Source organism: Blastococcus sp. KM273129 (assembly GCF_021698995.1).
In the GTDB taxonomy this organism is placed as follows: Bacteria; Actinomycetota; Actinomycetes; order Mycobacteriales; family Geodermatophilaceae; genus Blastococcus.
The window spans coordinates 1-12,245 of record NZ_SSXB01000051.1; the positions used below are offsets into that span (position 1 = coordinate 1).

11 protein-coding genes are annotated in these 12,245 nt (G+C 73.5%); 5 read left to right on the top strand and 6 right to left on the bottom strand.

The annotated features are described in order from the left end of the window. Positions 1-180 precede the first annotated feature (180 nt). Complete coding sequence (locus E9565_RS14555) at positions 181-1,077, top strand: ABC transporter substrate-binding protein (RefSeq protein ID WP_236835629.1); 897 nt, start codon at positions 181-183, stop codon at positions 1,075-1,077. A gap of 4 nt (positions 1,078-1,081) precedes the next feature. On the opposite strand, the gene E9565_RS14560 is transcribed toward E9565_RS14555, so the two are convergent. Then, positions 1,082-2,263: an acyl-CoA dehydrogenase family protein gene (locus tag E9565_RS14560; protein ID WP_236827754.1), complete on the bottom strand. Its 1,182-nt coding sequence runs from the start codon at positions 2,261-2,263 to the stop codon at positions 1,082-1,084. Positions 2,264-2,388: 125 nt separating this feature from the next. Here E9565_RS14560 and E9565_RS14565 point away from each other — a divergent pair, with 125 nt between their 5' ends. Next, positions 2,389-3,096, top strand: a complete 708-nt coding sequence (locus tag E9565_RS14565) for a hemerythrin domain-containing protein (RefSeq protein WP_236835631.1) — start codon at positions 2,389-2,391, stop codon at positions 3,094-3,096. Positions 3,097-3,195: 99 nt separating this feature from the next. Here E9565_RS14565 and E9565_RS14570 read toward each other — a convergent pair whose 3' ends face one another. Further along, entirely contained in the window at positions 3,196-4,236 is a 1,041-nt protein-coding gene (locus tag E9565_RS14570) for a YihY/virulence factor BrkB family protein (protein ID WP_236827757.1), read from the bottom strand. A gap of 106 nt (positions 4,237-4,342) precedes the next feature. Beyond that, positions 4,343-5,791 (bottom strand): MFS transporter, encoded by a 1,449-nt coding sequence (locus E9565_RS14575; protein ID WP_236835632.1) that lies wholly within the window; start codon positions 5,789-5,791, stop codon positions 4,343-4,345. A gap of 246 nt (positions 5,792-6,037) precedes the next feature. Here E9565_RS14575 and E9565_RS14580 point away from each other — a divergent pair, with 246 nt between their 5' ends. Next, a complete protein-coding gene (locus E9565_RS14580) occupies positions 6,038-6,211 on the top strand; it encodes a hypothetical protein (RefSeq protein WP_236827759.1) in 174 nt (57 codons plus the stop codon). A 53-nt stretch (positions 6,212-6,264) separates the two neighbouring features. Here the strand turns inward: E9565_RS14580 and E9565_RS14585 are convergent, their stop codons facing one another. Beyond that, positions 6,265-8,061 carry an acyl-CoA dehydrogenase gene (locus tag E9565_RS14585; protein ID WP_236827760.1) on the bottom strand — a complete coding sequence of 599 codons (1,797 nt, stop codon included), beginning with the start codon at positions 8,059-8,061 and terminating at the stop codon, positions 6,265-6,267. A gap of 119 nt (positions 8,062-8,180) precedes the next feature. On the opposite strand from E9565_RS14585, the gene E9565_RS14590 reads away from it, so the two are divergent. Continuing rightward, the gene (locus tag E9565_RS14590; protein ID WP_236835634.1) at positions 8,181-8,627 is read left to right on the top strand and encodes a hypothetical protein; all 447 of its coding nucleotides are present in this window, start codon (positions 8,181-8,183) and stop codon (positions 8,625-8,627) included. Next, a complete protein-coding gene (locus E9565_RS14595; protein WP_236835636.1) occupies positions 8,624-9,793 on the top strand; it encodes a zinc-dependent alcohol dehydrogenase in 1,170 nt (389 codons plus the stop codon). Before E9565_RS14590 ends, E9565_RS14595 begins: the two co-directional genes overlap by 4 nt. 147 nt (positions 9,794-9,940) lie before the next feature. Here E9565_RS14595 and E9565_RS14600 read toward each other — a convergent pair whose 3' ends face one another. Both E9565_RS14600 and E9565_RS14605 read right to left on the bottom strand, forming a co-directional pair. Continuing rightward, positions 9,941-11,710, bottom strand: coding sequence for an MDR family MFS transporter (locus E9565_RS14600; RefSeq protein ID WP_236835638.1), 1,770 nt, complete (start codon positions 11,708-11,710; stop codon positions 9,941-9,943). Further along, the gene (locus E9565_RS14605) at positions 11,707-12,213 is read right to left on the bottom strand and encodes a MarR family winged helix-turn-helix transcriptional regulator (RefSeq protein WP_236835640.1); all 507 of its coding nucleotides are present in this window, start codon (positions 12,211-12,213) and stop codon (positions 11,707-11,709) included. The genes E9565_RS14600 and E9565_RS14605 overlap by 4 nt, the downstream gene beginning before the upstream one ends. Between the last annotated feature and the right edge of the window lie 32 nt (positions 12,214-12,245).

A 12,245-nucleotide genomic window follows, 5' to 3' on the forward strand; every position in this document is an offset into this window, starting at 1 on the left:
GCGCTCGACCCGCCCGGTCTCCCGTGGCTCCGGCAGCGCCTGCGGCAGCGACGCCATGGCGCAGATGCTCCACCTCCCCGCGCGCCCGGACCATCCCTTTCCCCGCGGTCCGGCGCTACGGTGGCGCCTCGCCGTCCCGCACCGGCAGGTGGGCGGCGGTGCGGCCGGGAGGTGGCTGCCGTGCGCGCTGGCCGGGCCCTCGCAGCGGCGCTGCTGGCGCTCGCCGCAGTCCTCGGCTGCACCCGTGCCGAGCCCCCGCCGGAGGACCCGGAGGTGATCCGGTTCGCCTCCTACGACTTCCCCGAGAACCAGATCCTCGTCGAGGTCTACGCCGAGGCCGCCCGCCGCCGTGGCCTGCCGGTCTCGGTGCAGCACGGCATCGGCACCCGGGAGGTGGTGTCCCCGGCGCTGCAGCAGGGCGTGGTCGACGTCGTCGTCGACTACCTCGGGACGGCGCTGTCCTTCGCCCGCCCGCGGTTCCCCCGGCCGCCGGAGGAGCCCGGGCAGATGCACGCCGTCCTCTCCCGCACGATGGGCGGGCGCGGGGTGGACGTCCTGACCCCCGCCGCGGCGGAGGACCAGAACGGCTTCGTCGTCACCGCGGGGTTCGCCGCCGAGCACGGGGTGAGCCGGCTCTCCGACCTGGTGCCGCTCGCCGGCGCCCTCACCTTCGGCGGGCCGCCGGAGTGCCCGGACCGTCCGTTCTGCCTGCTCGGCCTCGAGCAGGTCTACGGGCTCCGGTTCGGCGCCGTGACCAGCATGCCGTCGCGGGCGGCGACGCTGGAGGCGCTGCTGTCCGGGCAGGTGCAGGTGGGCATGCTCGAGACCACGGACGCGCGGCTGGCCACCGCGCCGCTGGTGCTGCTCGTCGACGACCGGGGGTTGCAGCCCCGGGAGAACGTGGTGCCGATGGTGCGGGCGGAGGTGCTCGACCGGTGGGGCGCCCCGTTGCGGGAAGCCCTCGACGACGCGAGCGCGCGGTTGACCACCGAGGACCTGGTCGGGCTCAACCGGGCGGTCGAGTTCGACGGTCGCACGCCCGCGGAGGCCGCCCAGGCCTGGTGGGACGCCGAGTAGGGCCTCAGACGATGGCGCTCGCCCCGGTCACCCCGCGGCCGACGATCAGCGTGTTGACCTCGCGGGTGCCCTCGTAGGAGTAGATCGCCTCGGCGTCGGCGACGAACCGGCCCACGTGGTTCTCCAGGAGGATGCCGTTCCCGCCCATGAGCTCGCGCGCCCAGCCGACGGTCTCCCGCATGCGCATCGTGCAGAACGCCTTGGCCAGCGACGCGTGCTCGTCGGTCATGGTGCCGGCCATCTGCAGCTGCGACAGCCGGGCGCACATGGCCGCCGACGCGGTGATGTTGCCCAGCATGCGCACCAGCAGGTCCTGCACGAGCTGGAACTCCACGATCGGCTGCCCGAACTGCTCGCGCTCGAGGGCGTAGCGCAGCGCGTGCTCGTACGCGCCGCGGGAGCAGCCGACCGCCGACCACGCCACGCCGGCGCGGGTCATGCGGAGGACGTCCGCCGTCGCCCGGAAGCTGTGCGCCTCCTGCAACCGGTTCGCCTCCGGCACGCGCACGCCCTCCAGGGTGATGTGCGCGTTCTGCACCGCGCGCAGCGCGATCTTGTCCTTCAGGTCGACGGTGGTGAAGCCCGGCGTCCCCTGCTCGACGACGAAGCCGAGCACCCGGTCGGTCTCCACGTCCCGCGCCCAGATGATGACCAGGTCGGCGAAGCTGGCGTTGCCGATCCACTTCTTCTCGCCGTCGAGCACCCACGAGTCGCCGTCCCGGCGCGCGGTGGTGCGCAGGCCCCGGGCGACGTCGGAGCCGTGTTCGGGTTCGGTCAGCCCGAACGCCCCGATCAGCTCCATGCGGGCCATCGCCGGCAGCCAGCGCTCCTTCTGCTCCTCGGAGCCGCACAGGTGGATCGAGCCCATGGCCAGGCCGCCGTGCACGCCCATGAACGTCGAGATCGACGGGTCGCCCTTGGACAGCTCCATGGCGATCATGCCGTCGACCAGCGAGGAGCGCCCCGGGCAGCCGTACCCCTGGAGCGACACGCCGGCGATGCCGAGCCCGGCCATGGCCGGGATCAGCTGGCGGGGGAACTCGGCGCGGGTCCAGTACTCGTTGATGATCGGCGTGACCTGCTCGTCCATGAAGGTGCGCACCCGGTGCAGCAGGGCCCGGTCGTCCTCGTCGAGCAGCGCCTCGAGGTCGTAGAAGTCCGACGTGATCGTCGACGGGTCGCTCATCGCGGTGCGGCCTCCTGGGTCGGATCGGTGGGCTGCACCTACCCGGGGTCGCCGGGCGCAACCAGGCGTGCCGCCGGGTCGTCGCGGGCACGGAACCCCGACCGACCGATCGACCGGAGGACCGCGTGACCAGATCCATCGCCGACCAGACCACCGAGGAGCTGGGCGGGCCGGGCAGCGTGCTCGTCCGCCAGCGCCGCGACCACGAGGAGCTCGACCGGCTGCTGCACGAGCTCGACGGTGCCGAGGGCACCGCGCAGGAGGAGGTGCTCACCCGCATCGACCGGCTGGTGTTCAGCCACGCCTTCGCGGAGGAGACCGTGCTGTGGCCGGTCATCCGCCGGGTGCTGCCCGACGGTGACGCGCTGACGCTGCGGGTGGAGCAGGAGCACCAGGAGGTCAACGAGCTGGTCAGCGCGCTCGAGCGCGGCGGTCTCGACGACCCCGAGCGGCCGGCGCGGCTGCGGCGGCTGGTCGAGGTGCTGCGGGAGGACGTCCGGGACGAGGAGGACGTGATGCTCCCCCGGCTCCAGGAGCGGCTCAGCGCCGAGGAGCTGCGGTCGCTGGGCCGGCGCTGGGCGCTCATGGCCCGGATCTCGCCCACCCGGCCGCACCCGACGGTGTCCCGGCGCCCGCCCGGGAACGTGCTCTCCGGGTTGCCGCTGTCGCTGATCGACCGCACCCGCGACGTCGTCGACGCCGGGGTGCGCCGCGCACCGGACCGGTTCGTCCCGGCCGGGCGGGCGGTGAGCACGGGGCTGGCCGCCGTCGCCGGGGTGGTCGAGCGGGTGCCGCTCGCCCGCCGCGGGGACCGGCCGCCGACCAGCCGCTGAGACGGTGGAGGGCCCGCACCTCCCGGCGCGGGCCCTCCACCGCAGGCCCCGTCCCCCTCACCCCGGGCGTGCGAGGGGTGAGGGGGACGGGGTCCTTCCTCAGGTGGTCTGCTTGTCGTCGGGCTCGTCGCGGGCGTCGAGCTGGATCTCCTTCTCGGCCCGCGGCACACCCTCCTTCAGCTCCTTGGTGCGCTCCACCTCGGCGTCGAGCTCGATGCCGAACAGCAGCGACAGGTTGATCAGCCAGAACCAGATCAGGAAGATCACCACGCCGGCCAGCGCCCCGTAGGTGGCGTTGTAGCTGCCGAAGTTCGCCACGTAGAAGGCGAACGCGGCCGAGGCCACGACCGCGACGAGGATGGCGACGCCGGCGCCGGGCGTCACGAACTTGAAGCCGCGCAGCTTGGCGTTCGGCGTCGAGTAGTAGAGCACCGCGATCATCAGCGCCAGCAGCACGAGGATGACCGGCCACTTCGCCCAGGACCAGATGGTGAGGACCGTGCTGCCCAGGCCGATGGCCTGGCCGATCGCGTCGACGACCGGGCCGCTGAGCACCAGCATCGCCAGGATCAGGGCGGCGAACAGGATGCCGACCAGGGTGATCAGCAGCTGGAGCGGCTTCAACTTGTAGAACTTCCGGCCTTCACGCGTCTCGTAGACGACGTTCGCGGCGCGGGTGAAGGCGCCCACGTAGCCCGAGGCGCTCCAGATGGCACCGGCGAGACCGAGGATCAGACCGAGACCGGCCGCCGTCGAGCTGCCGGCGACCTGCTGGATCACCGGGTCGAGCGTCTCCGCGGCGCTCGCCGGGACGACCTCGGTGAGCGCGGTGGTGAGCTCCTCGGGGTCGGTCAGCAGCCCGACGATCGACGCGAGGGCGGCGAGCGCGGGGAACAGCGCCAGGACGCCGTAGTAGGTCAGCGCCGCGGCCCAGTCGGTGAGGTTGTCCTCGCTGAACTCCTTGAGCGAGCGCTTCAGCGTGCCGCCCGTCGTCGGCTTGGGGTCCGCACCGGTGGGGGCGTAGTCGGCTCGCGTTCCGCTGATGTTGTCGTCCTGCGGCGCGGGATCGCCGCCCGCGCGGTTGTCGGTGAAGCGCGTCTCAGCCTTCGCGCGGCTGGACGAGCCGGTGGATCGAGCCATGTGTGGTCCTCCGGGGACGAGGGCGGTCGCGCCTCTCGATGCCCCGGACGGGGTGGTTCCATGCCGGACGCGCCCGTAACGCTTCGGTCGCACCGGTCCGGTGGCCTCAGCGCACCCCGGAGACCGGGGACCACTCGCCCGCGCCGGCGGTCGCCTCCTCCACCTCCGCGAGGTCGCCGTGCCGCCGGTGCGGTCGGTCGCCGCGCACACCGATCAGGGCCACCAGCACGACGACGGCCGAGGCGGCGACGCCGACGAGGGCGACCAGCGTGAAGGCCAGGGCCCGCGGCAGCCCGGTTGCCGGGTCGAGGCTGCCCGCGATCAGCGTGACCGCGAGCGTGCTGCCCAGCGCCTGGCCCACCGAGCGGGCGATCGAGTTGACCGCGTTCGCCACGCCCGTCTCGTCCTCCCGGACGGCGTCGACGACGAGCGCCGGGAGGGCCGCGTAGGCCACGGTGACCGACACCTGGGTGAGCAGCCCGGCGAGGATCACCAGCCACGGCTCGCCGCGCGCCCCGGCCAGCAGTCCGAAGCCCGCGACCCCGGACAGGGCGCCCGCGGTGAGCGTCGGCAGACCGCCCACCCGGCCGACGACCCGGCCCGCGAACGGGGCGAGCAGGATGCCCACCACCCCGCCGGGCAGCAGGTAGACCACCGCCGCCTCCAGCACGCTCGCGTCGAAGCCGTAGCCGGTGACGGCGGGGTCGGCCTGCACGTACTGCAGGACGGCGAGGAACGAGGCGAACAGCGCGATGCCGCTCATGACGCCGGCCACGTTGGGCACCACGGTGCGCCGGTCGGTGAGCATCGCGGGCCGCACCAGCGGCTCGGGAGTCCGCCGCTGCAGCACGACCCACCCGGCGAGGACGGCGACCGCGCCGATCGAGCAGCCGATCGTGCCGGGCGAGACCCAGCCCCAGGTGGGGCCCTGGGAGAGCGGCAGCAGCAGGAGGACCAGGCCCAGGCCCAGCACCAGCGCGCCCCACCAGTCGATCCGGCCGCGGGCGGACACCGGGCGGCGCGGGAGCAGCCACGCGGCGAGCGCCAGCGCCAGCAGGGTGATGCCCAGCCCCAGCCAGAAGGCGTGCCGGTAGTCGCCGCCGTCCCCGGTCAGCAGCCCGGTGGCGACGAGGCCGGCGACGCCGCCGACGGCCAGCGTGCTGCTGACCACCGACATCGCCACGCTCAGCCGGGCCTCGGGGAGCTCGCGGCGCAGCACGCTGATCGACAGCGGGAAGAGCCCGTAGGAGGCGCCCTGCAGGACCCGGCCGGCCAGCAGGAGCGGCAGGGACTCCGTGAGGACGATGAGCAGGGTGCCCAGGGCGACCGCGACCAGGATGCCGAGGATCACCGGGCGGGCGCCCCTCAGGTCACCGAGCCGGCCGAGCACCGGGGTGAGGACGGCGGCGGCCAGCAGGTTGGCCGTGAGCACCCAGCCGGCTGCCCCGGGGGAGACGCCGAGCTGCTCCTCGATCCGCCCGAGCGCCGGGACGACCAGGCTCTGCAGCAGCGAGAGCGTGGTGACGCCGAGGGAGAGCGCCACGACCAGTCCCACCGGACGGGTGCCTCGAGCCGCACCGGCCCCGGGGGCTGCTGTGGCATCGGGCACGTCCTGATGCAACCACGCCGCCCGTCCCCGCTCGGCTCGGGTGACGGGTGTGCAACGTGTCACACCCCCTCAGGTGAACTCCCGGAACCGACGATTGAGACGGCGGAGATCGGGGGACAGTGAGGCCCGACGACGTGCCGCCGCCCATGACCCGGTGGCGGCATCCGCGAGTTGTGCGAGGAGAGAGTGCAGATGATGTTGTGGCCGGCCGTGACCCTGCTGGGGTTCCTGGTCCTGACGGCCCTGGTCATCGCGATGGGCACCCAGTCCACCGCCCGGTACGAGCAGGAGCAGCGCGCGGCCACCCGCGCCGCGAAGCCGCGCGCCACCGGTTCCGAGACCGTCGGAGCCGCGCGCGCCGCCTGAGCCGAGCACGCCGACCGCCCCGCCGTCCACCCGGACGGCGGGGCGTCGTCGTCTCAGAGCCAGGCGTCGCGGGCGTCGAGCACCGTGCGGTCCAGCGACTCCAGCAGGTCAAACCAGGCACGCGTGCGGGGCAGCTCCCAGCGCCAGAAGTACCGCGCCGCGGCGCGCTTGCCCTCGTGGAAGTCGGTGCTGCCGGCCTCGGCGGCCAGCGCCTGCTCCAGCCACAGCCAGCCCACGACGACGTGCCCGGCGGCCTCCAGGTAGACGTGCGAGTTGGCCAGGGCGAGGTCGGGATCGCCGGTGCCCCAGAGCGTCGCCGTCACCGCGCCCATCCGGGCCACCGCGGCGTCGAGGTCGGCGGCGAAGCCGGCCCACTGCGTCCCGGCGGCGCGGGCGGTCGTCGCGCCGATCGTCTCGCCCAGCAGCGCCAGCCCCGCGCCGCCCTGCATGACCACCTTGCGGCCGAGCAGGTCGAGCGACTGGATGCCCTGGGTGCCCTCGTGGATCGGGTTGAGCCGGTTGTCCCGGTAGAACTGCTCGACGGGGTAGTCGCGGGTGTAGCCGTAGCCGCCGTGCACCTGGATGGCCAGGTCGTTGGCGGCCAGCCCCCACTGCGAGGGCCACGCCTTGGCGATCGGGGTGAGCATGTCCAGCAGCAGGTGGGCGCGGTCGCGCTCCTCCTGCGTCTCGGCGGTCTGCTCCTCGTCGACCAGGCGCGCGCAGTACAGACCGAGCGCCAGGCCGCCCTCGGCGTAGGTCTTCGCGGCCAGCAGCATCCGGCGGACGTCGGGGTGCTCGACGATCGGCACCATGGGGGAGGCCGGGTCCTTGGCGCCGGCCGGGCGGCCCTGGGTGCGGGTGCGGGCGTACTCCAGCGCGTGCAGGTAGCCGGTGTAGCCCAGCACCGTCGCGCCCATCCCGACGCCGATCCGCGCCTCGTTCATCATGTGGAACATGTAGGTGAGCCCCTTGTGCTGCTCGCCCACCAGGTAGCCGACGGCGCCGGGCTGCCCACCCGGGGTGTGCACCCCCTCGCCGAAGTTGAGCAGCGTGTTCGTCGTGCCCCGGTAGCCCATCTTGTGGTTGAGCCCGGCCAGGACGACGTCGTTGCGCTCGCCCAGCGAGCCATCGGGGTTCACCAGGAACTTCGGGACGATGAACAGCGAGATGCCCTTCACCCCGGGTGGGCCGCCGGGGATCTTGGCCAGCACCAGGTGGACGATGTTCTCGGTCAGCTCGTGGTCGCCGCCGGAGATCCACATCTTGTTGCCGGTGAGCCGGTAGGTGCCGTCGTCCTGCGGCACCGCCCGGGTGGTGATGTCGGCGAGCGAGGACCCGGCCTGCGGCTCGGACAGCGCCATGGTGCCGAACCAGCGGCCCTCGATCTCGGGCGCGACGTAGGTGTCGATCTGCTCCCGGCTGCCGTGCGCCAGCAGCAGGCGGGCGTTGCCCATCGTCAGGAACGGGTAGGCCGAGGTGCCGACGTTGGCGGCCTTGAACCAGGCGAAGACCGCCTGCCCGACCACGTGCGGCAGCTGCATGCCGCCGAACTCCTCGTCGAACTCGCCGGCCATGAGGCCGGCCTCGGCGAAGACCCGCAGCGCCTGGGCGACCTCCGGGACCAGCTCGACCTTGCCGTCGACGAAGCGCGGCTCGTTCTCGTCGGCCTTCCGGTTGTGCGGGGCGAAGTGCTCGGTGGCGATCTGCTCGGCGAGGTCCAGCACCGCGTCGAAGGTCTCCCGCGAGTGCTCGGTGAACCGCGCGCGCTTGGTGAGGGACTCGACGTCGAGCCACTCGTTGAGCAGGAAGTCCAGGTCACGACGGGACAGGATCAGCGACGACGACGGCACGGGGTCTCCAGGCGCGGGTACGGCGACGAGGTGCGAACCACTTCACACTAGGCCGGTTGCCCGGCGGCCCGGAGGGGGTAGGGGCGGGAGCACACGCAGCCGACCCGAGGGAGCACGCCGTGGAGCTGCCCGCCATCGTCAGCCGAGCGGGAGGTGCGCTGCTGAGCACGCTGCAGCACGTCCGCCTGCCCGGGGTCGGCCAGGCGTCGGTCACCGACGACCCGGCCACCGCCGCCCGCAGGTGGCGGGCGGTCACCGTGCTGCGCACCGCCGAGGAGGTCGGCGCCCTCCCGCCGCCGCTGGACCGGTTCGGCGACCGCATCGAGGTGCGCACCGAGGCCGCGCCGGGGGACCGGGGCACCGAGCTCGCGGCCCGCTTCCGCGGGACGCCGTCCGAGGCGGAGGCCGGGGAGCTGCGGGCGGCGCTGCGTGAGGCCAAGCAGCTGCTGGAGGTCGGTGAGGTGCTCCGCGTGGACCCGCAGCCGCACGGGGTCCGGAAGCCGACGCCGCAGGGGGCGGCGCTGGAGGGCATGACGGAGCGGGCACCGGAGGAGGGGGTCCTGTGAAGGCGGCGACGTGGGCGGGCGTCAACCAGATCGCGGTCGAGGACGTCCCCGAGCCCACGATCCTCAACGACCGCGACGTGATCCTGAAGATCCGCCAGTCGGTCACCTGCGGCTCCGACCTGCACCTCGTCGGCGGCTACATCCCGTTCATGCGGGCCGGTGACGTGATGGGCCACGAGTTCATCGGCGAGGTCGTCGAGGTGGGCAAGGAGGTCCGCGACCGGAAGGTGGGCGACCGCGTCGTCGTCGCGCCGTTCGCCGCCTGCGGCAGCTGCTGGTACTGCCGGCAGGAGCTGTACTCCCTGTGCGACAACGGCAACCCGAACCCGGGCATCACCGAGGGGTTGTGGGGTCAGAGCCCCGGCGGCTGCTTCGGCTACTCCCACGCCATGGGCGGCTACGCCGGCAGCCACGCCGAGTACATGCGCGTGCCCTACGCCGACGTCGGCACGTTCGTCGTCCCCGAGTCGATCCCGGACACCCGTGCGGTGTTCGCCTCCGACGCCGCCTCGACGGGGTGGATGGGGGCCGACCTGGCCGGCACGAGGCCCGGTGACGTGGTCGCGGTCTGGGGCGCCGGTGGGGTAGGGCAGATGGCGGCCCGTGCGGCGATGCTGCTCGGCGCCGAGCACGTCGTGGTCGTCGACCGGGTGCCCGAGCGGCTCCAGCAGGTGCGCGAGCACATCGGCGCCGAGGCCGTGGACTACACGGCCACGGACGTGGTCGCCGAGCTGCGCGAGCGCACCGGCGGGCGCGGGCCGGACGTCTGCATCGAGGCGGTGGGGATGGAGGCGCACGCCCCGGGCGCACCCGGCATCTACGACCAGGTCAAGCAGCAGCTGCGGCTGCAGACCGACCGGCCGACCGCCGTCCGCGAGGCGGTCATGGCCTGCCGCAAGGGCGGCTCGGTCTTCACCCTGGGCGTCTTCGCCGCGATGGTGGACAAGTTCCCGCTGGGCGCGGCCATGAACAAGGGCCTCACGATCCGCGGGGCGCAGGTGCACGCCCAGCGCTACATCCCCGAGCTGCTGCGCCGCATGGAGGCCGGCGAGCTGGTCACCGAGCACCTGGCCACGCACGTCATGCCGCTCACCGAGGCGCCGCGGGGCTACCAGCTGTTCAAGGACAAGGACGAGGGCTGCGTGCGGGCGGTCTTCCAGCCCTGACACCGTGGCACCGTCGTCCTCCGGACGACACCGCGACCAGGAGCCGTCCCCGCCCTGCGCCGGGCCCGGCCGTGCGTGGCGGCGGGGAGCCTCCGGCCCCCGCGCCGCCACGCACCCTGCAGCGCGGGGTGCGTGGCGTCCCGGGGCTCAGCGCGGGGCGTCCGGCCGGTCGCCCGGCTGCCCCACCGGCGGCGGGACCGAGGTGGGGGCCGCCGCGCCCACGGCCTCGGTGGCCTCCTCGACGGGGTCCCCGGGGTCGCTGGTCGCCGTCCCGGCCGCCTCCCCCTGCCGGGCCTGGATGCCCGACTGGGTGCTCAGCGCGAGCTGCGGGAGGAACAGGAAGACGAAGAACCCGACCGCGACGACACCGGCGGCGATGAGGAACACCAGGTCGATCGAGGTCGAGAAGCCCACCTTGAAGGGCTCGGCCAGCGCCGCCGGCAGCTCCTGGATGAAGGAGGTGTCGTCGAGCGAGCTGCCACCGCCGGTGGCCAGCTGCTGGAACTGCGGGGCCAGCTCCGGGTTCGCCCGCACGGTGTCCTGGACGGCCGCGTCGATGTCCTGCGGCAGCCGGGTGAAGAGGATCGACAGGAACGCCGCCGTCCCGATCGTGCCGCCCATCTGCCGGAAGAAGGTCACCGAGGAGGTGGCCACGCCCATCTCCCGCGGGGAGACGGCGTTCTGCACGGCGAGGATGACCGGCTGGAAGTTGAAGCCGAGCCCCAGCCCGAGCAGGACCATGAAGGGCACGAGCGTCCAGACCGAGGTGTCGGCGTCGACCAGGAACGACATCGACAGCAGCGCCGTCACCATGAGCGCGATGCCGGCCAGCGGGAAGACCTTGTACTTCCCGGTCTTCGAGATGGCGATGCCCGAGCTCATCGCCCCGGTCATGATGCCGGCGACCAGCGGGATCATCTGCAGCCCGGCCACGGTCGCGCTGGAGCCCTGGACGATCTGCAGGTACTGCGGGAGCAGCAGGAGCCCGCCGAACATCCCGGCGCCCATGACCACCGAACCGATGCCGCTGACGGCGAAGCTGCGGTTGCGGAACAGCCGCAGGGGCAGCAGCGCGTCGTCCCGGTAGGCGCGCTCGGCCAGGAGGAACAGGGCGAAGCCGGCCGCACCGATCACGTAGCAGGTGACCGCGCCGGCGGAGCTCCAGCCCCAGATGCGGCCCTGCTCGGCGACGACGAGCAGCGGCACGAGGAAGGTGATGAGCGCCAGGGCGCCCGGCCAGTCGATCCGGTGCGGGCGGCTCTCGTGCGGCAGGTGCAGCACCCGCCAGACCGCGGCGAAGGCGAGCAGCCCGAGGGGCACGTTGACCCAGAAGATCCAGCGCCAGCCGTCGACGCCGAGCAGCGTCCCCTGGCCGGCGAGGAAGCCGCCGATGACCGGGCCCAGCACGCTGGAGGTGCCGAAGACGGCCATGAAGTAGCCCTGGTACCGCGACCGCTGCCGGGGCGGGACGATGTCACCGATGATCGCCAGCGCCAGCGACATCAGCCCGCCGGCACCGATGCCCTGGACCGCGCGGAAGGCGGCCAGCTGGTACATCGTGTCGGCGATGCCGCACAGCGCCGAGCCGACGACGAAGATCGCGATCGCGAACAGGTAGAACGGCCGGCGGCCGTAGATGTCGGAGAGCTTGCCGTACAGCGGCGTGGCGATCGTCGAGGTGATCAGGAAGGCCGTCGTCGCCCAGGCCTGCAGGTCGTAGCCCTGGAGGTCGTCGGCGATCGTGCGGATCGCGGTGGCGACCACCGTCTGGTCCAGCGCGGCCAGGAACATGGCGACCATCAGCCCGGCCAGGATGGTGACGATCTGCCGGTGGCTGAAGACGCCGCCGGCATCGGGGGCGGCGGCGGCCGCGCGGGCCTCGCGGCGCGACGCCGCGGTGGTGCGGGTGGAGGTCATGCGGACACCGTCCGGTCGTCGGTCGTGGACATGGGGTCGGAGGGCAGGGTGGCCGCGATGCCGTCGAGCAGCCGGTCGAAGAGCGCGGTGAAGGTCTGCAGCTCCTCGCCGGTCCAGTCAGCGGTCACCTGGCGCAGGTAGGCCTCCCGCTCGAGGCGGAGCCGGTCGAGCTGGGCGCGGCCCGCCTCGGTGATGACGAGGTTGCTGGCCCGGCCGTCGGACTCGTCGGCCGCGCGGCGCACCAGGCCCTGCTCCACGAGGAGGGTCACGTGCCGGCTGACCGTGGAGGGATCGGCGTGCACCAGGTCGGCCAGCGCACCCTGGCGGAGCGGGCCCAGCCGGCACAGCGGGAACAGCAGCACGTGGGCCGCGCGGTCGCGCCCGCCCTCGGCGGTGTGCTGGCTCTTGAGGCCGTGCATGAGCCGCATGAAGCGGGGCAGCTGCTCGCCGAGGACGCCGACGCCGGAGCCGCGGTGGTCGCCGGCTGCGGGGTTGTCCGTCACGGGGCTCCTCGGGGTCGGGGGAGAGGAATGAC

Coding starts and splice junctions, on each gene's coding strand:
- E9565_RS14580 (WP_236827759.1), top strand. CDS start 6,038: ATGATGTTGTGGCCGGCCGTGACCCTGCTGGGGTTCCTGGTCCTGACG.
- E9565_RS14600 (WP_236835638.1), bottom strand. CDS start 11,710: ATGACCTCCACCCGCACCACCGCGGCGTCGCGCCGCGAGGCCCGCGCG.
- E9565_RS14570 (WP_236827757.1), bottom strand. CDS start 4,236: ATGGCTCGATCCACCGGCTCGTCCAGCCGCGCGAAGGCTGAGACGCGC.
- E9565_RS14560 (WP_236827754.1), bottom strand. CDS start 2,263: ATGAGCGACCCGTCGACGATCACGTCGGACTTCTACGACCTCGAGGCG.